This window comes from Clostridium swellfunianum (assembly GCF_023656515.1).
Taxonomy (GTDB): Bacteria; Bacillota; Clostridia; order Clostridiales; family Clostridiaceae; genus Clostridium_AT; species Clostridium_AT swellfunianum.
Map to the genome: position 1 here is coordinate 2319814 of NZ_JAMOFV010000006.1, position 21995 is coordinate 2341808.

Below are 21995 nucleotides of genomic sequence, written 5' to 3' on the forward strand. Positions count from 1 at the left end.
AAATAAATTAATAAGCAATCCAGCTAATATAACATATATCGAAAAGTCTGGAATAATGGCTAACACATCATCGCTTATCCTTATGCCAATATTAAAGAAGTCTGTTCCAATTCCTTTTATAGTTCTAACATTGTTAACTTTTTTCAATTCAGTAAATTGCCAAACTTTTGTACAGATAACGGTTACAAACAAAACAATATTAGTTATAATAATTTTTTTAATAATAAGCCCCTCCACTCTCTCAATAATGATTCAAATATCCTATTTTTCTGATTAATGGAGCCTATTTGAATAGGACATTATAATTTATAGGCCTTATAAAATTTGCCGCTTTTCTCAACAGCAATAGCTTCTTCTGTGTTAATACCTTTAATTTCAAAAAGTTTGCTTCCAACTTGTGTATCATTAGCATCTCCATTCTCTGTTGGCATAGGTTCCTTTTTCCGTTTTATTTCCCCCAATTGCTTTCCGAGTTCATCTTTAGAAACCTCTGTGGATGAGACCCCATAACTTATGTTGCTCCATATTAAAGCATTAGGATAAGAACTACCGCTTGGTGTATTTGAACACCCTATTAACACAAACGTTGATAATAAATAAAGTAGTAGCATTGATTTTATAAAGTGCTTTTTCATCATTCCCCTCCCCATTAGATCATGGTTTACAACGGCCCATATATCGCAATTTTACAATCAATAAATTTTATAAAAAGCTTACCAACTACAAGCCATTAATTATTTGCTCATTTATAACATTATGCCTATATACGGAATAGGCTATAAAAATTATGACCATTAAAACACAACTGGTTATAATTATGGTTTTCTTTTGTTTATTAAGCTTTTCTCCATTATCAATAATCCGTCTATTTATAACCCCTGTAAGCATTAAAAACGCGACATAACCATATTCTCCCTTGCTTATTGAATATATAAATAAAATCAGTGAAGTAATATTTATAATAATTGCTGAGATAACTGGATTTCTGTATATAAGTGACTTCATAAATTTACCGCCTTTATTTAAAAATATCCCTACAGTTCTTATCTATAATCAGCTAACTTTCCAGCTTCAAGTAATGAATTAATATAATTTAAAAATCTTGGTGTTCGCTTGTCAATGTCCTCCTGACTTATACCTCTGAAAATTATCAGCTGATTCATTAAACCTCTTCCACCGCCGCTAGCTTGAATATTTTCTGTGGTATCTTCAAAAAAGAAATATATATCTGACATCTCAACCAGCTGTCTGTTTCCCTCAGAATGTTTAATATATTTTTGTGCTTCCAGGCGAGCCTCTTCGTAAAAGCTTCTATTCCGTTCTGTTTTGGGCAGCAAATACCCCCTCATATTTAATCCAAATCGTTCAGCAGGCGATTTCCTCACTTCCTCTTGCATAGCACTATTTTCTTGATGCCACTTTTCCATTTCTTCATCAGTCATATCAAAGGAAAAATCGGCAGCTTGATGCTCCAGCTTATCCTTACAATAGTTCATAATCAGACTATACTTATAGCTATTAAGATGAATATTGTCTGGCGATACTGGCAATGTATCACATTCTTCTAGAAAAGACTTCTCTGTCTCCTCAAAGGTGTGAGTGCTTGCGGTAATAACCCTGGCACAATCCTCTACCCACTGTTCATACTTTTGTTTAAAACTGTCACATGAAGCTGAAACTACTCTCCCAATAGCAACTGTACTATTTTGATTTCTTATGGTCACACTTCCATCTCTGTTTCTCTTAACTGACATTACTGTCCTCCTGCAAATTAAAACTCATAATAAAATCTTTCTTTAGAAAATTGAATCCTGCTTTCATCGTAGTTATGGCAAAAACTACTTAAACACCCATGTCATCTATAAGCCATGGCGAGTTTTCATCCTTTCTTATAACAAAATACCACCAATCATATATCCCACTATCTTGTGGGCCAACTCCATCTTTTTTGTACTTTACTTCATAATTAACTTTATATACCTTAACGTTATTTTCTTTTGTCCCATTTATCCTGCCTCTTCCATTACTCAAATACCCTTTCTTAACTTTTTCATCCTTTTCCTCTTCTATATTTACTATCTTGATACTATCTAAATTTTCAAATCCCCAAATTACATTTGAAGCATTCCAATGCTCAGTTAAAGTAGTTAATAGTCTATCTTTATTCTTTTCATTATAATATCGAAAATGATTCACTACTACACTTTGAGCAGAATCTACTTTAGAATCAGCTGTCTTATTATTTTTCTCGGTTGAGCAACCCACAAGTATAATAAAAGCAATAATCATTACCGGAATACTAAGCTTTAGTTTTAGCTTCATAATAGTCCCTCCATTTATTTTCCTATATAAGCCTCTCTCTTCCAATTAATAAAATAGGCAGTAAGACTCCAAGTGTACTAAAATTATTTCAACTCATATCTCATTACATAAAATTCGCCAAATCCAATATGTGTCTTTTGCTGTTTTGTTTCAATAATTTCAAAGCCCTGTGATTCATAACAATTCACAGCCCTTTTGTTCCAAGTCCTAACCTCTAATATAACAGGTTTATTAGGAAACCTGTTTTGACTTTCAATTAAAGCCATCTTAGTTATCATTTTTCCTATTCCCTTACTGCAGTAGTCAGGCTTTATGCCAATTCCAAAGAATACTGTATCTCCTTCATCTAATAGATTTACAAATCCAACCAACTCGCCAGTATCATTCATGTAGCCTACGAATCTATCTCTTTTTACATTGTCAGTCAATGAATAATTCTCTTCAATCATTTTCTCCCAAGATGGTAGATTGTATATTGAATACTCTCCAGTATATTTCCAACTTGAAATCTCCTTTGCTTGTTCTTCCGAAAGTTTTTCTGCAGTTAATTCCATTACTATTCCCCCAATAAAAAAATAAGAATAATGCGCAACTAAAAATCTTTGTTTAATTTCTTTCTGATTTTTTCCAAAGTCTATAGGAGTTTATAAGAGTAGCTAAAATTATTATAATATACCGAATAGCCACTATAATTGCAACATTTGCTGAAGCACTGGAACCTTCATATTTTTGGTTATTACAATACACAATAGCTACATTCACACTCATTAGAACAAATAATATAATTGCCATTATAGTAGAAAATATTGATAACATTTTATACTTATCCATAATAACCCCACCTTCCAACAATAGGTTAGTTTCATATAAGATTACCGTTCTTCATCATCGTTACCCTCTTATTCTGAAGATGATACGAAAATTGTGAACTAAATATATGAAACCATATCAACTTCCCCATCTGTCAATTCTCCCATCTGCTGAAAACCATATTTTTCATACAACTTCTTAGCTTTATCGTTAGCGTCTATGTAGGTAGTTACTATTTCGTGGCATCTGCTATTCTTTTTCATCCATTCAATAGCTAATCCAAGTGCTTTACTTCCATAGCCTTTGGATTGATATTTCTCGTCTATCATAAATTGCCATATAAAGCTATTATTTTGTTCTTTATTAAACCTAATCATTATAAAGCCTACCATTAAACTTTCATTATAAATTGCAAAAGGTACAACATCATCATAAACATATGCCTTTGCAAGTGAGAGTACATTGGGTGAAACAAAGTGCTTTTGTTCTTCAGTAACCTTTAAATTCAAACATTCTCTATAATTATTTGGTGTTATCTTTTCTAAACTAACCATGATATCCCCCCCCATATTTTTCGATACTATCACATTGAGGTTGATTCGTGTTTAATTACAATAATTCACTAATTTAATTATACACTAACAACATATTTTCCCAAATACTTACTTAGAATTGCCTTTTAATAAAACACAGGCTTAACTGCTAAACAAAAAAGCAGGCAAAGCTTTCAATTAAGTTTTGCCTGCTGTTTAGTAGTATAGTAAATATAATTTTGTCGTGAATCAACAAAACAAGTGAATTATATTATTAAAACAGACCTAAGGTTCTCACAGAGCAAAAAGTTATATTGTTAACTTCTTCTGCTGCCAGATGAAAAGTTCACTGCCTGGAACGATTATAAAATATTAGGGCCTCACTTTATAGAATAAGAAATTGATAACCGTCCCGAGCTACTAATATTTATCTATTTCCTCTTATATTCTTCAGGCAAAATATCATATAATTGCTTAATATTGATTTGAGTTTCATGTATCAGATTACCAACAGTATAAAGCTTAGAGGATTTTATACCTATAATTCTAGTTTGGCATTCAACTGGAAAAGTATATCCTTCTTTTGTCCAACTGTTGGGGTTTAAAACCCCTGATGAACCTTTAAAAGGAACATAATAAATTCTATAACCATCAACTATACCAAGATATTTAATTTCCAGGCTTTTTAATTCTTTATTAGTATAATCATGGTGGGAGCGAAATTCTTTTATTATGACTTCATCATTATCATTAATATTATCTTTTGTATTTACTGCATTTTTCAAGCTACCTGTGATTTCGCATCCAATTATTACAATTAAAATAGCCAAGATAATAATAGATATTCTTTTCAAAACCTATCTTCCCCCCTATTCAGTTTGCTTTATCTTACTAGTTCTCACTAATTACATTATACGTCAACTGTATAATGCTCCATATACTTACATTATCACCTTTGGGTGAAAATAATATAGAATATGAGAAAACCAATATCTGATAATATTGATATTATATTTGCTATAATTGCAGTAATATTACTTTCGGAGTTGATAAGGTTGGATGCATACGGTGATTTCTGTTTGCTACAAATCCGACAATGCCTGTGGAAATAATCATTATTGGAAATACTATGAAAGAATTTTATAACTTAGCGTCAAATACTATAAATATCAATATAACCAAAGCAGATATTATTCTAAGTGTGTATGCTATAATGTCATTTGTTCTTTCTCTCATGCATCCTCGTCACATTATATCTAAATATCTCTATATACTTTTTAAATTCGTCTATACTTAACCCTGTATTTTTTGAAATGAACTATAAAAGTCCATATCATTTAAATCTAAAAGAATATTTCGTATAGTTGTTTCCAGTTTGAGTTCAATTTTATATTTAAAATAGTTTTAACTCTAATTAATCTAGGCCAGTAAACCAATTATAAACGTTACAATATTAGCAATTATTGTATATGTTAAAAGCTTACTCTTACTATATTCTTTCGAAAAAAAGCTATATATAGAGAACTCTGCAATAACGACTAATAATTCAAGCAGTAAAAATACCATATACCATGTTTTGTAGCTTATAATTTTAAACATGGATACTAATGTATAATGTAAAACAAGCTGAGTAAGTATATTAACTATAATAATTAATATATAATCTTTAAATTTAAACAACTTCGCTATTAGTAATTCTATTATTACAGTTAGTGCTATTAAACATAGGAAATAAAAGAATCCATAGGAAACCTGGGGCACTTTAGTAACTTTTCCAGTCTCTAGATCTAATAATACCTTAGCATTGAATTGCCCTGGAGTAATTACATTACTAACAATTAAATCCCCATTTTCATATTGCACAATGATTTTAAAGGTATTTGGAACAGCATGATAGGAAAATCTATGAACCATAAACTCTGTTTTCTCATCATAGTGTCCTTCGAGACCTCCAAATAGTAGGAAATTCCTAATATGAGTAGCCATCCAGCCATTTTCATTATACTTATAGAATGGCATTTCTTTTATTTCATCAGTATAGAAAAGGTGTGTATTAAAGTCTTCATATTTAATACCGCTGTCTTTAGTTAATAAATCTAAATAATATGATTTACTTTTAAAATTTTTAACATAAATCGTGACAGAGGGTTTTGGACCCATATCAGCATGTACAACTTGTGGAATAAAAAAGCTTATTATAACTGATAAAATCAGCATTTTTATTATGTTTTTATTTTTCATAATCAAACCTCTTATTCACTTTAAACATAGATCTAAATAATACCAATGGTAAAATACAATACTATCATGGTAATCAATATAATTATCACCTCTAATGCATCACTATACTTGCCAAACGGCTTCCAAGTATTTTTCTTCCGATTAATGTCAAAAAACCATCCCAAAAGTAAAATCGGTACAAAATAGACTAGTAAACTCAAAAGTTGGCTTTTTAGTTTTAAAGCATTGTTTTGAACTTTAAATAAAAATGTGAAAGCTCCATGGTAAACTGCTCCAGCAACGATTTTATGCAGTACAAAGGTAATCTTTTCCTCAGTAATATTTTTATCCATAATCTTTCTCCCTATTTAGTTTGCTTTATCTTACTAATTCTCACTAATTACATTATACATCAACAGTATATTCTTCCATATACTTACTTTAGTTATATTAGTTAAATGCAATTTTATTTCATAAACAAAATAATTTCAAATGGTAAAAATCCAGAAAAAGTTAAACATTTATATTTTGCCTCGCATAAAATTAGTTATTTAATAAACAATAATTAATGAATTATAAGATTGTATAGGAGTGATATAAATGGGTGTTGCAACAATGGTAACAAACAAAATGCAGTCCTGCATCGATGCATGCTGAATGTGCGCTGACGAGTGCAGAAAAATGGCTAATATGTAGCAAATAAAACAGCAGATATTAATAACGCCAGTTACCTGGATTCATTTTATTTACACTTCCTTAAATGAGCTTATACTGAATATTTTACTAAGTATATCTTTACACAAAAATATAAAACTAATAATGACATGGAGGTGTTAGATAATGAGTCGAAGACCACTAGTTCCAGAGGCAAAGGAAGGACTTGATAAAATTAAGACTGAGTTTGCAAACGAAGTTGGTATGAAATTCAATGATGGCTACAAGGGGAATAGAAGCTCAAAATTAAATGGATATATTGGCGGACCAGTTGGTGGCAATATGACCAAAATGATGGTTGAGGCCTATGAGAGAAAATTGGTAGATAAATAGTTTTGATAAAATTTTAATGTAACATAATTTACTCCTTATTTATTCTGACATGTATACTTTCTCTGATACAAACACATGCTTAATCAATATATTTTTAGATGCTGAATTATTAGAGCTTGTTACTGCTGTAACAAGCTTTATACTCTTTAGCTTATCAACCCTATGTAATAGTTCTCCTGCAATTTCACTTCCGTAACCCTTTCCCCAATATTCAGGCAGCAGCAAATTCCCAATAAACTTATCTTTCAGAATCCTTCTTCAAATATTCACGGACTATTATCTCAACATTTCTATTTAAGTCCTCATCTCAAAAATACTAGTTAAAAATCTATTTTTTGCGTCACAATTGACTACTCTTGCATCGCAAGATAGGAAGAATTTTCATTAGTGAAGTATTGCCTTAAAAAGAACAAGCCTATGAGAGCAGAACTACCTAAGATTCTAGGATATGTATGCCTTCCTATTGAGAAAATGTTGTAGACAATTACAGATAACGTTTCGCACACAAGACGTTCCTTCAAATGCTTCACCTTAAACTGCCAAATCAAGCATGAGTGCATTGTTATATATAGATTTGCTTAGTTTTTATTTAGAGGCTCTTCAATAAATACTGGTGAAAATATATTTGTCTTAATATATTCCATAAGTTGCTCATGTATATGAGGTACATAGTTAATGTTTTCTAACTCTGAAATTGATATCCACTTTGATTCACTTGTTATCGCTGAATTATCAGGATCTCTATCGGGGACAGAAGGAGGTTTAATATTATCATCTCCATTTAAGAAGCAACGAAACACAAGACTAATTTGTGGCTTTTTTCCATAAACAAAATTGCTATTATTTGGCTCGTATTCAAGTGCATATATTAAATCTCCAACTGTAACATTTAAACCAGATTCTTCAAGTATTTCTCTAACTACAGCTTGTTTAACAGTTTCTCCAGGTTCAACACCTCCACCTGGTATATTATAATATTCGCCACCGCCAAATTCATTTAATAAAATCCTATCATTATTAATAACGATGCCGCGGGCACTTACTCTAATATGATAACTCATTTTAATTCCTCCTATTTAAAAGCGTCTTATGCTTATATTACACAGGTGTCTCGATAAAACCAAATTAAAATTTTTAAGCTGTTACTCTGTTCCTCTAAAATTACATATAACATTTTTAACTCCCGACGTTCTTGAGAATTAGCACCATCGCGCTTGGCGAAAGAATGTGTTTGGGAAGTCTTTTCATGCCAAAATGAACGGAATTTTTTTATCTGTAGTTTTTGCAGCTACACTTTACCGAACTACATAAATTGAAATTTGTCTTTAAATTTATGTAAAAATTTCAAAATTTCTTTTTATTATTGCATCAATATTATTATTTCTATACGTATCTCTAGGTCTTCTATCTGGAAATAAGTTTCCTTTAAGTGTAATACCACCATAGTTATTATCACCAAACTATTTCTTAATTCAAAAAAATCACAAAAATTCTTAAAATACAATTTTATTTTCCCAGTAACATACTTAATGCCCAATATCGCTATCTATTCAGCATCAAAATCAATAAAGTATTTTCTCTCTTGTGTATGTATCGTGAGGGTTGATAAATTAATATTGTCCTCTAAAATATCCACTCTGTATTCAAACATGATATCATCATTTTGCTTCTTCATGAATAAGTAACTTCCTTCTTCTTGATCCTCGGCCTCATCACTTATTTCAGCGTAGATTTCTTCGCCGCTGACTTCTCCAGGATATCCTGACTTTCTTATCTTCTCCTCTATTGCTTTAAAAAACTGTTTCATTTTTTCGCTCTCTTTCTTTTTTAAATACTTATTTTTCTTCAAATTAGATTATTATACCTTCAAAGTGATCCATTTCATGTTGAATTATTTGTGCTATAAATCCAGTAAACACTTGCTTTTGCTTCTTAAAATTTCTATCAAGATACTCCACTTCTATCTTTTCATATCGCTTTGTTTTTCTAAAGCCATGTAAAGATAAACAACTCTCTTCAGTTTCATAAATCTTTTCTTTATTTAATACAACTGGATTTATCATAGGCACAATAAGGTTGCCTACAGCAAATACTAATATACGTTTTTTCACTCCAATCATATTACCAGCCAATCCAACACAATTCTCAAGGTTTGCTCTTAATGTATCTATTAAATCATCAATTACTACTATATCATTTTTAGTTGCATTTTCTGATTTTTGTCCTAAAAACAGTATATCTTTTACAATTGGTTTTATCATTATATATCACTCCAATCTATACCGAATTGCTAGGTGCAGTGAACTGCTACACTTCAATAACTGTTCCTGTTTTTATCTCCTTTAGCTTACTCATCTTTTGGCTTAGATAACTATACGCTTTTTCACCGGTACAATGGCATGTGTAATACTTTTCTACATTATTATTATCTAAAAGCATTGAAAGCTCGTTTAAGAACTCTTTTGTGTTTAAATTATTAACATTCATTCCTAATAAATGAAATCCTCCGATTACTGTAGTAACATTGCTATCTATAATGGATTTTGCTCTCTCAATTATGTTAATTATACCTTTATGTGCACACCCGCAAAATAAAGTATACTTGTCCTTTTCATTAATCAGAAGATTTATTTCATGTTCAAAATCATCTTTTTTCGCCAATCCATCACTATACTCTTTTAATAGCTTATCATTTCCCTTAGGTATCAATTTATCACCTTTAACATTTCCAAATAAAATCAGTTCATCATCTATTTTCATCATTTCATCTACAAGCACAAATCTATTGTTATTGTTTAAATCCTTCTTCAAACCTATGCTATACTTAATAATCCCAAATAGTTTTATAAGATGCTTATCAAATGCACCTTTTCCAATATAAATCTTTGCTTTATTATTTAGTTTTAAAAATGTTTCTAGTCCACCACCATGATCATAGTGGCCATGGGATATTACTGCTATGTCTATATCCTCTAGTTTTACACCTAACTTACAGGCATTAAGTGCAAATGTATCATCAGTTCCCGTGTCGAATAATATTTTATGCTTAGATGTTTCAATATAGAGCGATAAACCATGCTTGTTCTTATATTCTTTTGAAATAGTCCTATTTTCAAATAGTGTTATAACCTTCATAAATATCCCCCTCTAAATTAATTACCAACTTACCGTCTCTGAATGCCCACTTTCCTGAACCTTAGCTCCATGTGTTTTGGCTGCATTTAATCAACAACCTATATATAGATTATAGACCAATATTTTACACAGCTCTATATAAAAAGATTATTAATCTGTTATTTTATTTTCACACACTACTTGACAATGCAAAGTAGCATTGGTATTATTTTCATATAAGCTATTTGGTAATGCAAAGTAGGTGATAAAAGTGGCAAATAGTACACAGATTTTGAAAGGACTCTTAGAAGGGTGCATATTAAGAATTATTGATAAGAATGAAACTTACGGATACCAGGTTTGTGAAAAGCTCATTCAGTATGGTTTTAGAGAAATTACAGAAGGGAGTGTGTATCCTATTCTCATAAGGCTTGAGAAAAAACATCTTATATATTCCGTTATGAAACCTTCACCTTTAGGACCTATGAGAAAGTATTATTACTTAGAGAATGCTGGACGGACTGAGTTAAATGAATTTATCAGCGTATGGGGAGAAATCAAGGAAAATATAGAAAATGTACTAAAGGATGAATCCTGATTGAAGTATTAATTTTTATTTATTGGGGAGGCATAAAATATGCTATTAGAATTAAGATTATTGAGAATAAGGATAAGACAGCAAACTAAACTAAATGAAGCGAACCGGGAAGCATATGATGCTATAAAAGATTACCTATCTAACAGTTCCTTAGTGTTTTTTGAAAGAGAAGAAGTATTGCAGCAAGTACTGGATATGATGCTTCAAGCACAAATTGAAGATAAAGATATAAATTTATTTCTTGGAAATGACCATAAGAACTTTTGCGATTCAATAATAAGTGAATACAGTACCACAAAAAGTTTTATGCTGAGAATCATAAGTTTTATTGAGGTGCTTATCTTTTATATGCTGCTAGGAATAGTACTTGATATGATATTTTTAAATGCACCAAGCTTCACGATAAGTACTATAATTTATTTTGGATTTTTCTTTTTTATCTTCAATCCAATATTTCGAAAGTCCAAAAAGGAGATTGTTTATCCGAGAAATAATAAAATGCTTTCTCCCGGTGCAGTTTCTATGTTTCTATTTGTTTTGTATATTGTTGCAAGCAGGATATTATATAATATAGGAAAAAAGCATGGATTAGATCTTCTCCATGCTCAAATAAATATATATGCACTAAGATATCTGCTAATTTTCAGTATTTTATTTGTATTAACCTCAGAAACCTATAAACTAATATGTAATAAACAGAGAGTGTTTTAGCTTCTGTTATTTAAGCAAGGCATTAACATATGGTATTTCTAAGTGAATTTACGACACCTTGGGCACTTAGCTAGACTTGGCTTAGTGCCCAAGGTGACACTTTTCAAAGGGATTTACATTTGAGTAGCTTTAAGAGAACAACCTACATAGAATTAAGCTTTATTTTTAGAATTTGAACGCAACAGTAGGGATATTATAAAGCATAGAATACTTGGAACTAAAAATATTACTGCATGAATTATAATATATACAGATAACCCCGCAGAAGAGTACGAAAAAATAGTTTTAGCATAATAATCATAGTATATATACACTAAACCTACTAAAAAAATTATCAACAATAGAGTACCAATACCAAATAAAACTTTTGATAAATTAAATTTCATAACCTTATACTCCTTTATAATTATTTACCGTTGCATAGAGCGTAAGCTGCAAATTGCCAACAAAGTTCTCGCAGCAGAAAAAGTTAAATTGTTAAAAAGTTAAATTGTTAACTTTTTCTGCTGCGAGAGAATAAGCCCTCTAGCTCTAACAATTATAAATTGAGATTACACTTTGACCTTTTGCTTTCCCTTACTGTTTTCTGTAATCCTTTCTGATGAATGGCTCTTCAATATTTTCAGACACCAGTAGTTTGTATTTCTGTGGATGGCGATAGGCGTTGCCATGTACTTCACAGCTTCTATACTCTCTGATTTCATCAATAGGAAAATCAGCTATATAAATGCCCTCTCGTTCACCAGCTTCAAGAATAAGCGTATCTCTAGAACCAAAGTCAGAAGGCCTGTATGCAATACCATCAAATGCGGTAGAATGCCCATTGCAGTCAGGCTTGCCTTTTGGATAATTTACAGTGGCAATGCCAACCATATTTTCATAGGCTCTTGCCCTAAGCTGTGAAATGCGGTTTATCTCCATAGGGCAAGCGTTTGGTACTAAAATAATCTCAGCCCCTTTTATCATAAGAATCCTAGCACTTTCAGGAAACTCTCTGTCGTAGCAAATCATTACACCTATTTTTACATTGCCCTGCTCAGTATCTAAATTGGCAACATGAAAATCTTCGCCTGAGGTTAATCGGCACTCATCACCAAAATCACAAGTATGTACCTTTGCATAGGTAAGTCTCCTGTTGCCAAAACGATCAAACAGACAGAGCGTGTTCCTTGGCAGCGGCTCATACTTTTCAAGAAAGGTTATTCCGATGGCCATATTAAGTTCTTTTGCAAGTTTACCAAATGAATTAACAAACTCACTATCAGCAGCTACAGCCCTTGCTTTCAATTCAGCAATATCTTCAGGAATGTTATAGCCAACACTCCACATTTCAGGAAACAATGCTAGTTCTGCACCCATTTCCTTGGATTTTCTGCAATAATCCAACCCCTTTTGTAGGTTCTCCTCTAAGGTATCTCCAGGCATATGCTGCAATAAAGCTACTTTCAGATTTTTCACTGTAAACTTCCCCTTTCAAATTGTTATTTATATTGACGGACTTCTTTAGTCTTTTGTAGTATAAATATTAAAAGTATTGTTTGAAGAAGTACTTCCCACTACTTTTCTTTCTTCATTCTCTCAGCGTAGGAACCATCATCATACTCTAATGAATATTTCTTATAAGAAGAAGCAGCCATGAAAAACATAAAACTACTTAAATAAAATAATGGCGAAGCTAAATTGAAGAAACTATTCACTGCAGATGCTAAGGCAACCTGTGAAGAACCTAGACACATATAGCAGGCACCTAAAGCCATGGCTGACTTGTATTTTTTCATTAGTATCTTATATTTCAGGTAGTTATCAGCATAAACATGAATTTGCCCTTTTGCTGCATCTTTTCTGAAAAGAGCCCAAGATGATGAATTGCATACAAATTCTATGTCATCATCTACAATTTGTTTTCTTATATCGTCCAATTCCTTCTTGCTTTTATCAAAATATATATACTCGTAATTATATATGCAACAGCTCTCCTCAAATGTATAGCGAATACCATTGGTATAAACAAGCTTCCATCCCTTCTGCTGAGCAAGCCAGGTCTCCTCGGCTTTTATATTGGTAAACAATTTTGTTATCTTTTTCATGCTTTCTCACCTCTCAAAATATAAATATACTCTTTTTTAAAAACCACATAACATTCTGTACTCACTGCCTTCACATTCACAGCTTTAGATAGCTTTTATTCTAGGATGTGAAATGTGCCAAGCAAATCGTAACTATATTGTTATACGGGGTTATATTTGTTATTGTATTCTTCTTTTGCTTTTTCTGTATATTTCAAAATAAAATTGGCTTTAGCATCTGTATATCCATCTCGAATATGTTCATATTTCTCAATCAAGCCTAATTTGAGTTTGCCATATTCATCAGCAACTTCTTTATGCTCTATAAGGTAATCTCTAAAATACAACTCATTCCAGTTACCGTAGTAACGAACATGCAGATGATATACTTTTTCCGCAAACCCTTGTTTTGTATAGCCTTTATTAAAGGAGAGCTGCAAGGTTGGATTTCTTCGGGAAGACATCAATATCCAACCCTTCTCAATTAGGGTATTGGTTAATTGTTCAATATCTGTTTCGTTAGCAATTTCTAATAAAATATCTACTGTTGGCTTAGATATTAACCCTTCAACTACACTGCTTCCAATATGATTTATGCGTAAAATATTCTTCTTATTAATACAATTTAAAAGATTTTCTTTTTCAATTTCATACCAATTTTTATATTCTTTATTATGTTCTTTTAAAATGATAGGGAATAACTCCCATAATTCTTCTAACGTCATTTCCGATAACTCTTTTCCCATATTTACCTACCCCCACAATATACAATTTATTAGTTTCTCATTTTAAGAAACAACTTCAACTTGCTTTGTAACTAAACCTTTATTATTTTTTATTTCGCCTTCAAGCTGTTCAATGTTTTCCCCATGCAGCTTCTGACCAATTAAAGTTCTCATTCACTATTCATAATTGCTTCAGCTAGTCCTTTTGGATTCTCCCAAGCCATAGAGTGCCCAGCTTTCTCTACAATCTCAATTTTAATACCATGCTCAGAGAGCACCTGCATATCTGGATCTGGCAATGAGCTCTCTCCAAAAATAAATGTTTTAGGACATTGAAGTGAATATAATATTTCTCTCCACGAAGGCTCTTCACCTATTGCTGCAGATTTTGATATCAAATATGCAGCCTTAGGTGACCAAAGAGATAATGATGCTGCCCACATCTCATTTCCACTTGCTTTACTATCCTGAATCAACTTATTAAATCCACTACTAATGAAGTCCTGTAAATCAAAATAAGAAATATACTTACTTGTTGAACCTTCAACACTTTTATCTAAATTTGATTCACTTAGAATAATCTTAGAAATTTTGCCTTTACACATGTCAGCCAAAGAAAGTGCAACTGCGCCGCCTAAACTATGCCCAAATAAGATAAATGAATCAATTTTTAAAGAATCAATAAATTCTACTAAATATTCTGCGTGCTCTTTAACTGTATATCCAAAATTATCAGGCTTGTCACTGTATCCTGCACCTAAGAGATCTATTAAAATGCATCGATGTTTTCTCAAAGCTTCTTGTGCAGCTACTTGAGGATAATCAAACGATCCAGCACAACCAAGTCCATGGATAAAAATAATCGGCATTTCATCGCCCGGAAAATCATTATAGCGAAGCATACAACTAGTTTTGTTTAGGAAATACTCTTTCATAAAATTTCTCCTTTGGCAACTATATTTTGATAACAGTCCTCTAAACCTTATAAACCTTGATACAAATTTGCTGATAGTTTACGATTATCTCTAGTTTTGAGGTGTCTTCCAGTAGGTTAGCTAGGGCATTTGGGTGAAACGCTATTGAAGCCGGCAAAGTGTTGTTAGTCGGCATTTTTATACATTCTATAATTTACGACATATTAAAGTATTACATGTTATAAGTGTTTTTCCAAAAATAACTTCCTCAATAGGATTATTTAAATACTCTTCCCTTGTAGATGCAATATTTGATCCAATTATCACATCTCCCCCCATTGGTATCATTTCTTGATTTTCAAATACACCTTCATGTTCTATTGCAAAATTTAAATTACTAAGCTTCTCTTTCAGCTCGTTTTCAAATTCATTCCAGTCTTGATTTTTAGATAATGCTCTGTTTAAAAGTTCTTTATCAATACTGTTTATTTCAGTTGAATTTGTCCAAAATCTAGGATATACACAAATGAATTTTCCATTCGGTTTTAATGTTTCATGTATTGTGTCTAAACTATCTAAAATAGTAAATCTGAACATTCCTAGATAAGAAATTACTAAATCTACTGAATTACTCTTTATTGAATAATGCTTATTTCTTTCTATTCCGATGATGCTTCCCAAATATATAGCTAAATTTTGAATATTAAAATATTCTTTGCACCTTTTAGCATATAAACAATGTATTTTTTCTAATTCAAATGAAATTACGGTATTACATTTATTTGCAAATGCTGCTGCGGTACTACATATTCCACCGCCAATTTCTAAAACATTAAAATTTGAAATGTCATTTTGTAAAAATCCTTTTTGAATAAGATTATTAATAAATTTATTTCGTTCAATTATCTTTTTAGCAAAATCCTCAATAGGATTATAGTCTTTTGGATAATCAATACCTTTTAACGATTGTAATATTTCTTCGTTTGGGTTTATACCAAATTCATCCAGAAGTGATTTTGTTAAATCCATTATCCTTCCCCCATATAGAAAATTAAATTATTCAAATACTTTATTTAATTAAATGTCGACTAACATTTCGTGCTGCCGACACCTGTCAATCCATTTATAAGTTTTGCAGGTGTGTTGTGGATGCCTCGTAGGCATGGCCCTAAATCGCCACAACAAACGGGGCATGTTGCTATGTGCAGTGGCAATTACCTACCTATCTTTATCCTAATAATTCAATATTGTACAGCAAGCTTACAGTAAATTATGCTTATAATACTGAGTTAATCCTCATATAAATCTCCACTATTTTCTTTGTTAAGTGTACCTTCTAACTCAATCATCAAGAATCTTGTTAAGTTCTTCACTACAGGTCTATGTCTAATTCCTTTAGGTACAATAATAAATTCTCCTTCATTTACTTCAATCAATCCTTCATCGGTTTCCAAATGAAACCTGCCTTCAATTACATAGAACAATTCATCTGAACATTCATGAATATGAAAATCCAATGTGCGATTTTCTACATTGACAACACTAAGAATATGCCCATTTAATTGACCTATCTTATCATATACATATAACTTATCAACCAAATTTACTGCTGATCTCAAATTTACTTTTTCTAACATAATACCACCCCTGTAATGTTGATTCTACATTTTTCATAACGATTCTTAATATCGTATTGGTACTTTTGATTGTTCAATTGTAATACTACTAAAACCTTTAAGGTTTAAATATCTTTTTAATCCTTGCTCTGCTAACTCACTTTCTAGCATTGGAGATAACATTATAGAATCAATTGTGTTTTCTTTACTAATAGACAATACACAAAAAGGTGTGAAGACTCCATTTTTAACATCGAATCCAATAGAAATTGGATCGCTCGTATTAGGTGTAAATTCAATCGGAAGTTTTATTACAAATCGATATTCTTTCTCATTGCTGAATGCTTCATCCTTAAAAAACAATCTGTAGTTTTCTATAAATGCTAACACTTCTCCTATTATATCTTGTTCACTTAAACTAATATCTTCTGAACTTGTAGCTTTTCTCAATTTGTCTTCGAGATCTTGGTCTGCTTTTAATAGTAAATCTTTTAGTAGATTAATTTGATCCCTTTCCTTATAAATTACTTTACCGTAAAAAACATCAATTTCAGGATTTCTAATGGTCGAAAAACAATCAAGTAACTTACTTATACTAAGCCCCATATTATATCCTTGATAATTGCCACCTTTTACATAGTAATTCCACATTCCTAATGAATCTTGTGCTGTTGAACTGCAAAATACATAATACCTCTTTTTTATAAATTGTAATGATTGTTTAGAAGATTTCCCCTCTATCTTAATATCATCTTGTTCAAAATTATTATTGAGTAATTCCATTACACCTGTTTCCAAATCATTGTGTAATTCATGTTTAATTTCTTCAAAAGCTTTAATTAGTGGTTTTTTGATATGCGTATATTCTGATTTATCATTTAAGAACTGGCAATCAGTAAATCTAATAGTGGAATTGTCTAAAATGGCATAAAGCCCGCGTGGAGATGTATAGTGATATATTCGTTGTTTAGCATATAAACTTCTATCTTCTGTGGATGGATTAAAGCATTTAATATGCTTATTTCGATATTCGTTCATTCAAAACCCCCCTGGTATAATTAAATTTAAATGAGCGCAAACTACCTAGCTAATTTCACATAACGTTTCGTGTTTGCGGCGTGCCATAGCCTTAGCTAGCTTTTAGCATAGTCTATGGCATGTCCGCGAACATATTGTTATCTTTTTTTAATGAACCTTTCGCTTTTAAGAAAGTTTAATAATATTGATGAACAAAGTAAATATATATATGATGCTACACGAATATGATTTTCTCGTAATAGAACTTTGGTATCTATTACATTTAAATTTTTAAAGAAAGTATAACTTACAACAATATATACAAGAAGTGTTATTAGTTCTATTAACACTATCCCTGTAGTTGTGGTAAACTTTTTTTCTCTTACATCATCATAAGTTATATATACGAGAAATAAAAAAAATAGTAATGAAATTATAATGGTAATTACAAACTTTAATTTATATGAAGGAATAGAGTTAATAATACTTGGTAGAAACAACACCAAACCAAACAAGATAATAATTAATAAAAGCACAATAAATTTCTTATCAAATCTCATGCATCTTAGCCCCCTATCTAATTAGTAATAGATTACAGTTCCTCAGCAATCTTTTTTATTAATTAAATTATACACCAACTGTAACTTTTACTATATATTTACTTTATGATTTCTACAGTCGTATATAAAAAATACAACTTAATAATCTAAAACAAAAACCAACCAAGGCCTCAAACTCTCTAGCCATATTAACTACAGCCTCGCTGAGTAAACTAAAGTTGTCTATATAAGCCTTAAGCTCAGCTTTTATTAAATCTAACTTTTCCAGCCTGGAATAGCGGGTCATTTTCAAAGATAATATGCAGATTGTTTGTAGTCTTAGCAATAGCAATGGTAGTGGAAATTTTCTTAGGCCTTGCAAGCCAGAAAAAATCTTCTTCAAAAGGCAGCTTTTCGGCTTCCTGCAGCTGATATTATGATTTGTCTGTCATTTATAAGCATGGAGCATCCTCTTTCCAAAACTTCAAAAATAAAAACACCGTAAAATTCATTGATGAATAATACGGTGTTAGAAACAGTTATTTGATTTTTGTGGTTGCATTATATATAAGAAAATATTCAAGCTTATATGCCGTTAATTAGTAAACCCTTTAAAGCTGCTAATCCCCAAATAATTAGAAATGTTATAACCGCTATTCCCAATACCGCGAAAATTGGTTTAACCTTTCCAGATGGTTTTTTCATTAAAATCCCCCATTAAATTTTATTAATCATTATAATTATATTGTTTTGCTAATTATAAAATGCATAGTTGACGTAGGCGTTTTGGAATTGGTTTGTGCCTGCTTTTAGAGCATTGCGACAAACACTAGCTTTTACCTTACTATCTATTTAGAAGTTCACTCCATCCTTCTAACTTCCCATCTCTTAAATGACTATAAACATCATCACTATAATCTATGAATAGTTTATTATTGCTTCTAAATTGTAATAAATCGTGATATTTGATAGTTTGACCATTTACTTCTGCTGTAACATCAGCCTCGATAAAGAACATCCTATCACGGTTGACAATCTTGGTATTGGCACTCTTGATTTTATAATCCTTTTCTTTTGTTAATCTGTTCATCTTTTCTAGATAAATACTCTTTGCTTTTTCTTCTGAATATTTTGATGGAGTACTCACAACCCCATCCCATAATAGTACGTAATTAAAAGCTTTGCTAAATTCCTGCTTAATTAGTGATTTATAATAGTTATCCGCAGCTCTATTTCTTTGCATATCTGGTAGAGAAAATATCCCCAAAATAACTACCCCTATTAATGCAATTATACCGATTGCTTTCACATTATGAGTCAACTTTATTTTATTAGCCATAATCTAATCCCCTTAAAATATTTCATCATAAGATATAATTAGAAAGTTATATTTAAATCAGTTATCTAGTATCAGTCCCAAAGCACAAAACAAAAGGGATGTCCCGCTGGATCAATCAAAGTTATCCATTCATCCTCACCAAATTGCTCATCTGCAATTTTCGCCCCTAATTGTACTGCCTTTTTCGTCGCTGCTTCCAATTCATTTTTATCTGTTACTCCAAAATCCAAATGACACATCATTTGTTGCTTTCCAACCTGGGATGGCCATACCGGTGGAATATAATCCTCGGCATATTGAAAACCTATACACATACCTGTATCTCCCGATTGAATTCGCACAAAGGTCTCTTCCTTGTATACAACCGGCCATTTTAACAGCTGGCTATAAAAATCCAGTAATTGTGGAATATCTTTGCATTCTAAAACAACTGTCTTTAATCCTAACATTTCATTATCCTCTCTTTGGCTTAGTACAATAGTTACCTTAAAACTGCCCTTATTTATACTTATAGTTTACAGTCATATAAATCAATTATTATTTTATGACACTTTGTGCATCTAAAGCATTTAACCAATCTGTTATAACTTAGCACTTCACCGCCAAAAATAGTGTATTTTTCTTTTGCCCCCGCATCGGCATTGTGCCATTTAAACGAGTATCTTCCCCCTTGAATAAATCCTACTTTCAGCTTTTCCTTACAGTATGGACATTCCAATTTCATCATCCCCATTTAATTAATTTATTTTAGGAATACTAATATCAATATTTTCATCACAACTAAACTCCCAGCAGAGCAAAAGCTCAAAAACTATCTTGAGTTTTTATTGATATATATATTTAGTGCTTGAACAACTTTGAATGCTACTACAATAAGTGAAATATATAGTAATGCCTCTAAAATTGCTTTTAAAATCACTGGTACACTAAAAACAAGAACTCCTCCCAAAGCTTGCATATAATCCCCCTCCCTACTAAATTAGCCTCTAACTAAATAATACCATATTCTTGCATATAATACACTAATATACTTATTCAGATGCTAGTTTATCTTGAAGCCTAGCAAAAATATAAAAAGTTAACTTCTTATATTGTTTTGTTCTTATGTTCTTATATTTTCTTACCCAAGTGCTTTAAGCTTATTTGAAATGGCTATGTACTGCTCTCTTGGCAGTGCAGTTAAGGCTTGTACTCCAAAGGAGCTTATAAGGCTAACTATCTGATTTAATAGTATTTGCTCATAAACTCCCTTCTTTTGCCCACGTGGTATAAAATTATTTATATAAATATAAAAAATAACATCTTTGGCTATTTTCTTAATATTTACGTATACTATAATTGTCTGTTTTATTTGACTAAAATATTTTTATAAGGAGGTACTGGCTATGAAAAACGTGAGAACCTCTTTATTAATATGTATGTTAATATTTTTAACTCCTAATGTTTTGGCAGGTAAAATAGATGGCCCTAAGAAAAAGCCTGCGTTTGGTAGGAAGGTTTTTGTTTCAGATAATAATAATGTCAGGCCGCAAAGTTTCCCAAGCTATACTCTATAATTTGCTTTAAAGTTATCTTTTCCAAAAGATATTAAAGGAGATGATTGTATGGAGTACTTTGCTTTAGCATTTGGCTTTGGTCTTATGAACCTGATAGATTATGTTAGCTATCTGATGTCCCTGTAGGATTAATATGGGCAAAATTTAAATAGCAATACTAAACGAAAACGGCTGATAAACCCTATCAGCCGTTTTTGCTATAATGGTACAAGAATATGTTAATAACTTTAAGCACTGCTTTATTATGCCTAAAGTTATTAAGCTTCTTTGTAATCAAAATATTTTATAAATATAAATCCATTAATATTTCATCATCAAAAACACCATTTACATTGAAAAAGTTTTTATGTGCGCCAACCTTAATAAAGCCAAACTTTTCATAAAGCTTTAGGGCACTAAGGTTGCTTGCCTTAACGCCAAGACTGATATTTTTTATAATATCATGTTCCTTGGCAAACTCTATAAGCTCGCTCATTACAGCACTTCCAATACCAGTTCCCCAATATTCCTTTTTTACTGAAATAGAAATCTCAGCATTATGGGCTATTCTTTTTCTGTTGCTGCTGGTTATCTGAGCCACGCTTACTATGTTGTTATCTATAATTCCTAAAAGCATAAGAATATTGTTATCACTGCTTATACTTTTAATGTACTCTGCTTCCTTCTCAACTGAAAGCCTAAATTCGCCCTTGCCAAACAGCAGATTATCACTCTCTCCGCCCACAATATTAAGGTATTCAACCATTTTTTCCGCATCCTCTGCTACAGGTCTTCTTATTACAAGATTACTACCGTTCTTTAAGTGTACTTGTTTTGAATTATTGTGATAAAAATTTGCACTCATAGCTCCTCCTGCATCTCCTAATTA

General features: G+C 31.4%; 31 protein-coding genes. 4 read left to right on the forward strand and 27 right to left on the reverse strand.

The window, feature by feature from the left end; translation table 11 throughout:
- Positions 1-299 precede the first annotated feature (299 nt).
- The 10 genes from NBE98_RS10935 to NBE98_RS10980 all read right to left on the reverse strand — a co-directional run bounded on the left by NBE98_RS10935 (position 300) and on the right by NBE98_RS10980 (position 6238).
- A complete protein-coding gene (locus tag NBE98_RS10935) occupies positions 300-635 on the reverse strand; it encodes a hypothetical protein (RefSeq protein WP_250814974.1) in 336 nt (111 codons plus the stop codon).
- 85 nt (positions 636-720) lie between these two features.
- Positions 721-1005 (reverse strand): hypothetical protein, encoded by a 285-nt coding sequence (locus NBE98_RS10940; RefSeq protein WP_250814975.1) that lies wholly within the window; start codon positions 1003-1005, stop codon positions 721-723.
- 38 nt (positions 1006-1043) lie between these two features.
- Positions 1044-1754, reverse strand: a complete 711-nt coding sequence (locus tag NBE98_RS10945; RefSeq protein WP_250814976.1) for a hypothetical protein — start codon at positions 1752-1754, stop codon at positions 1044-1046.
- 88 nt (positions 1755-1842) lie between these two features.
- The gene (locus NBE98_RS10950; RefSeq protein ID WP_250814977.1) at positions 1843-2322 is read right to left on the reverse strand and encodes a DUF4829 domain-containing protein; all 480 of its coding nucleotides are present in this window, start codon (positions 2320-2322) and stop codon (positions 1843-1845) included.
- Positions 2323-2405: 83 nt separating this feature from the next.
- Positions 2406-2876 (reverse strand): GNAT family N-acetyltransferase, encoded by a 471-nt coding sequence (locus NBE98_RS10955; RefSeq protein ID WP_250814978.1) that lies wholly within the window; start codon positions 2874-2876, stop codon positions 2406-2408.
- A gap of 52 nt (positions 2877-2928) precedes the next feature.
- Positions 2929-3153 carry a hypothetical protein gene (locus NBE98_RS10960; RefSeq protein ID WP_250814979.1) on the reverse strand — a complete coding sequence of 75 codons (225 nt, stop codon included), beginning with the start codon at positions 3151-3153 and terminating at the stop codon, positions 2929-2931.
- 98 nt (positions 3154-3251) lie between these two features.
- Positions 3252-3686, reverse strand: coding sequence for a GNAT family N-acetyltransferase (locus NBE98_RS10965; protein WP_250814980.1), 435 nt, complete (start codon positions 3684-3686; stop codon positions 3252-3254).
- Between the two features lie 410 nt (positions 3687-4096).
- The gene (locus NBE98_RS10970) at positions 4097-4519 is read right to left on the reverse strand and encodes a hypothetical protein (protein ID WP_250814981.1); all 423 of its coding nucleotides are present in this window, start codon (positions 4517-4519) and stop codon (positions 4097-4099) included.
- A gap of 565 nt (positions 4520-5084) precedes the next feature.
- Positions 5085-5906 carry a hypothetical protein gene (locus tag NBE98_RS10975; RefSeq protein WP_250814982.1) on the reverse strand — a complete coding sequence of 274 codons (822 nt, stop codon included), beginning with the start codon at positions 5904-5906 and terminating at the stop codon, positions 5085-5087.
- 32 nt (positions 5907-5938) lie between these two features.
- Entirely contained in the window at positions 5939-6238 is a 300-nt protein-coding gene (locus tag NBE98_RS10980; protein ID WP_250814983.1) for a hypothetical protein, read from the reverse strand.
- A gap of 487 nt (positions 6239-6725) precedes the next feature.
- On the opposite strand from NBE98_RS10980, the gene NBE98_RS10985 reads away from it, so the two are divergent.
- A complete protein-coding gene (locus NBE98_RS10985) occupies positions 6726-6932 on the forward strand; it encodes an alpha/beta-type small acid-soluble spore protein (protein WP_250814984.1) in 207 nt (68 codons plus the stop codon).
- Between the two features lie 39 nt (positions 6933-6971).
- Here the strand turns inward: NBE98_RS10985 and NBE98_RS22600 are convergent, their stop codons facing one another.
- The 5 genes from NBE98_RS22600 to NBE98_RS11005 form a co-directional block, all read right to left on the reverse strand.
- Positions 6972-7157: a GNAT family N-acetyltransferase gene (locus tag NBE98_RS22600; RefSeq protein ID WP_432432666.1), complete on the reverse strand. Its 186-nt coding sequence runs from the start codon at positions 7155-7157 to the stop codon at positions 6972-6974.
- A gap of 353 nt (positions 7158-7510) precedes the next feature.
- Positions 7511-7993 carry an NUDIX domain-containing protein gene (locus tag NBE98_RS10990; protein WP_250814985.1) on the reverse strand — a complete coding sequence of 161 codons (483 nt, stop codon included), beginning with the start codon at positions 7991-7993 and terminating at the stop codon, positions 7511-7513.
- Positions 7994-8478: 485 nt separating this feature from the next.
- Positions 8479-8739 carry a hypothetical protein gene (locus NBE98_RS10995; protein ID WP_250814986.1) on the reverse strand — a complete coding sequence of 87 codons (261 nt, stop codon included), beginning with the start codon at positions 8737-8739 and terminating at the stop codon, positions 8479-8481.
- 43 nt (positions 8740-8782) lie between these two features.
- Positions 8783-9193: a peptide deformylase gene (locus NBE98_RS11000; protein ID WP_250814987.1), complete on the reverse strand. Its 411-nt coding sequence runs from the start codon at positions 9191-9193 to the stop codon at positions 8783-8785.
- A gap of 46 nt (positions 9194-9239) precedes the next feature.
- Entirely contained in the window at positions 9240-10067 is an 828-nt protein-coding gene (locus NBE98_RS11005; RefSeq protein WP_250814988.1) for an MBL fold metallo-hydrolase, read from the reverse strand.
- A gap of 250 nt (positions 10068-10317) precedes the next feature.
- Here NBE98_RS11005 and NBE98_RS11010 point away from each other — a divergent pair, with 250 nt between their 5' ends.
- On the forward strand, positions 10318-10644 hold the full coding sequence (locus tag NBE98_RS11010) for a PadR family transcriptional regulator (RefSeq protein ID WP_250814990.1): 327 nt from the start codon (positions 10318-10320) through the stop codon (positions 10642-10644).
- A gap of 39 nt (positions 10645-10683) precedes the next feature.
- A complete protein-coding gene (locus tag NBE98_RS11015; RefSeq protein ID WP_250814991.1) occupies positions 10684-11355 on the forward strand; it encodes a DUF1048 domain-containing protein in 672 nt (223 codons plus the stop codon).
- Between the two features lie 576 nt (positions 11356-11931).
- Here the strand turns inward: NBE98_RS11015 and NBE98_RS11020 are convergent.
- The 11 genes from NBE98_RS11020 to NBE98_RS11070 all read right to left on the reverse strand — a co-directional run bounded on the left by NBE98_RS11020 (position 11932) and on the right by NBE98_RS11070 (position 20529).
- Positions 11932-12813 carry a carbon-nitrogen hydrolase family protein gene (locus NBE98_RS11020; RefSeq protein WP_250814992.1) on the reverse strand — a complete coding sequence of 294 codons (882 nt, stop codon included), beginning with the start codon at positions 12811-12813 and terminating at the stop codon, positions 11932-11934.
- A gap of 98 nt (positions 12814-12911) precedes the next feature.
- On the reverse strand, positions 12912-13442 hold the full coding sequence (locus NBE98_RS11025) for a DUF2812 domain-containing protein (RefSeq protein WP_250814993.1): 531 nt from the start codon (positions 13440-13442) through the stop codon (positions 12912-12914).
- A gap of 140 nt (positions 13443-13582) precedes the next feature.
- Positions 13583-14167: a GrpB family protein gene (locus tag NBE98_RS11030; protein ID WP_250814994.1), complete on the reverse strand. Its 585-nt coding sequence runs from the start codon at positions 14165-14167 to the stop codon at positions 13583-13585.
- Positions 14168-14316: 149 nt separating this feature from the next.
- On the reverse strand, positions 14317-15081 hold the full coding sequence (locus tag NBE98_RS11035; RefSeq protein ID WP_250814995.1) for an alpha/beta fold hydrolase: 765 nt from the start codon (positions 15079-15081) through the stop codon (positions 14317-14319).
- A gap of 186 nt (positions 15082-15267) precedes the next feature.
- Positions 15268-16089, reverse strand: coding sequence for a class I SAM-dependent methyltransferase (locus NBE98_RS11040; protein WP_250814997.1), 822 nt, complete (start codon positions 16087-16089; stop codon positions 15268-15270).
- A 260-nt stretch (positions 16090-16349) separates the two neighbouring features.
- A complete protein-coding gene (locus NBE98_RS11045; protein WP_250814999.1) occupies positions 16350-16679 on the reverse strand; it encodes a cupin domain-containing protein in 330 nt (109 codons plus the stop codon).
- 63 nt (positions 16680-16742) lie between these two features.
- Entirely contained in the window at positions 16743-17714 is a 972-nt protein-coding gene (locus NBE98_RS11050; protein ID WP_250815001.1) for a DUF2971 domain-containing protein, read from the reverse strand.
- 1362 nt (positions 17715-19076) lie between these two features.
- Positions 19077-19571, reverse strand: a complete 495-nt coding sequence (locus NBE98_RS11055; protein WP_250815002.1) for a hypothetical protein — start codon at positions 19569-19571, stop codon at positions 19077-19079.
- 71 nt (positions 19572-19642) lie between these two features.
- Positions 19643-20020, reverse strand: coding sequence for a VOC family protein (locus NBE98_RS11060; protein ID WP_250815004.1), 378 nt, complete (start codon positions 20018-20020; stop codon positions 19643-19645).
- 59 nt (positions 20021-20079) lie between these two features.
- A complete protein-coding gene (locus NBE98_RS11065; protein ID WP_250815005.1) occupies positions 20080-20298 on the reverse strand; it encodes a PF20097 family protein in 219 nt (72 codons plus the stop codon).
- An 84-nt stretch (positions 20299-20382) separates the two neighbouring features.
- A complete protein-coding gene (locus NBE98_RS11070; protein WP_250815006.1) occupies positions 20383-20529 on the reverse strand; it encodes a hypothetical protein in 147 nt (48 codons plus the stop codon).
- A 427-nt stretch (positions 20530-20956) separates the two neighbouring features.
- Between NBE98_RS11070 and NBE98_RS11075 the strand changes: the two genes are divergently transcribed.
- The gene (locus tag NBE98_RS11075; RefSeq protein ID WP_250815007.1) at positions 20957-21127 is read left to right on the forward strand and encodes a hypothetical protein; all 171 of its coding nucleotides are present in this window, start codon (positions 20957-20959) and stop codon (positions 21125-21127) included.
- Positions 21128-21410: 283 nt separating this feature from the next.
- Here NBE98_RS11075 and NBE98_RS11080 read toward each other — a convergent pair whose 3' ends face one another.
- Positions 21411-21971, reverse strand: a complete 561-nt coding sequence (locus NBE98_RS11080) for a GNAT family N-acetyltransferase (protein WP_250815009.1) — start codon at positions 21969-21971, stop codon at positions 21411-21413.
- Positions 21972-21995: the final 24 nt, after the last annotated feature.

What these genes read in the sequence shown, in the direction of transcription:
- NBE98_RS10935 (WP_250814974.1), bottom strand. Translation starts at nt 635, where the DNA reads ATGAAAAAGCACTTTATAAAATCAATGCTACTACTTTATTTATTATCA.
- NBE98_RS10940 (WP_250814975.1), bottom strand. Translation starts at nt 1,005, where the DNA reads ATGAAGTCACTTATATACAGAAATCCAGTTATCTCAGCAATTATTATA.
- NBE98_RS10945 (WP_250814976.1), bottom strand. Translation starts at nt 1,754, where the DNA reads ATGTCAGTTAAGAGAAACAGAGATGGAAGTGTGACCATAAGAAATCAA.
- NBE98_RS10950 (WP_250814977.1), bottom strand. Translation starts at nt 2,322, where the DNA reads ATGAAGCTAAAACTAAAGCTTAGTATTCCGGTAATGATTATTGCTTTT.
- NBE98_RS10955 (WP_250814978.1), bottom strand. Translation starts at nt 2,876, where the DNA reads ATGGAATTAACTGCAGAAAAACTTTCGGAAGAACAAGCAAAGGAGATT.
- NBE98_RS10960 (WP_250814979.1), bottom strand. Translation starts at nt 3,153, where the DNA reads ATGGATAAGTATAAAATGTTATCAATATTTTCTACTATAATGGCAATT.
- NBE98_RS10965 (WP_250814980.1), bottom strand. Translation starts at nt 3,686, where the DNA reads ATGGTTAGTTTAGAAAAGATAACACCAAATAATTATAGAGAATGTTTG.
- NBE98_RS10975 (WP_250814982.1), bottom strand. Translation starts at nt 5,906, where the DNA reads ATGAAAAATAAAAACATAATAAAAATGCTGATTTTATCAGTTATAATA.
- NBE98_RS10980 (WP_250814983.1), bottom strand. Translation starts at nt 6,238, where the DNA reads ATGGATAAAAATATTACTGAGGAAAAGATTACCTTTGTACTGCATAAA.
- NBE98_RS10985 (WP_250814984.1), top strand. Translation starts at nt 6,726, where the DNA reads ATGAGTCGAAGACCACTAGTTCCAGAGGCAAAGGAAGGACTTGATAAA.
- NBE98_RS10990 (WP_250814985.1), bottom strand. Translation starts at nt 7,993, where the DNA reads ATGAGTTATCATATTAGAGTAAGTGCCCGCGGCATCGTTATTAATAAT.
- NBE98_RS10995 (WP_250814986.1), bottom strand. Translation starts at nt 8,739, where the DNA reads ATGAAACAGTTTTTTAAAGCAATAGAGGAGAAGATAAGAAAGTCAGGA.
- NBE98_RS11000 (WP_250814987.1), bottom strand. Translation starts at nt 9,193, where the DNA reads ATGATAAAACCAATTGTAAAAGATATACTGTTTTTAGGACAAAAATCA.
- NBE98_RS11005 (WP_250814988.1), bottom strand. Translation starts at nt 10,067, where the DNA reads ATGAAGGTTATAACACTATTTGAAAATAGGACTATTTCAAAAGAATAT.
- NBE98_RS11015 (WP_250814991.1), top strand. Translation starts at nt 10,684, where the DNA reads ATGCTATTAGAATTAAGATTATTGAGAATAAGGATAAGACAGCAAACT.
- NBE98_RS11025 (WP_250814993.1), bottom strand. Translation starts at nt 13,442, where the DNA reads ATGAAAAAGATAACAAAATTGTTTACCAATATAAAAGCCGAGGAGACC.
- NBE98_RS11030 (WP_250814994.1), bottom strand. Translation starts at nt 14,167, where the DNA reads ATGGGAAAAGAGTTATCGGAAATGACGTTAGAAGAATTATGGGAGTTA.
- NBE98_RS11035 (WP_250814995.1), bottom strand. Translation starts at nt 15,081, where the DNA reads ATGAAAGAGTATTTCCTAAACAAAACTAGTTGTATGCTTCGCTATAAT.
- NBE98_RS11040 (WP_250814997.1), bottom strand. Translation starts at nt 16,089, where the DNA reads ATGGATTTAACAAAATCACTTCTGGATGAATTTGGTATAAACCCAAAC.
- NBE98_RS11050 (WP_250815001.1), bottom strand. Translation starts at nt 17,714, where the DNA reads ATGAACGAATATCGAAATAAGCATATTAAATGCTTTAATCCATCCACA.
- NBE98_RS11055 (WP_250815002.1), bottom strand. Translation starts at nt 19,571, where the DNA reads ATGGCTAATAAAATAAAGTTGACTCATAATGTGAAAGCAATCGGTATA.
- NBE98_RS11060 (WP_250815004.1), bottom strand. Translation starts at nt 20,020, where the DNA reads ATGTTAGGATTAAAGACAGTTGTTTTAGAATGCAAAGATATTCCACAA.
- NBE98_RS11065 (WP_250815005.1), bottom strand. Translation starts at nt 20,298, where the DNA reads ATGATGAAATTGGAATGTCCATACTGTAAGGAAAAGCTGAAAGTAGGA.
- NBE98_RS11070 (WP_250815006.1), bottom strand. Translation starts at nt 20,529, where the DNA reads ATGCAAGCTTTGGGAGGAGTTCTTGTTTTTAGTGTACCAGTGATTTTA.
- NBE98_RS11075 (WP_250815007.1), top strand. Translation starts at nt 20,957, where the DNA reads ATGAAAAACGTGAGAACCTCTTTATTAATATGTATGTTAATATTTTTA.
- NBE98_RS11080 (WP_250815009.1), bottom strand. Translation starts at nt 21,971, where the DNA reads ATGAGTGCAAATTTTTATCACAATAATTCAAAACAAGTACACTTAAAG.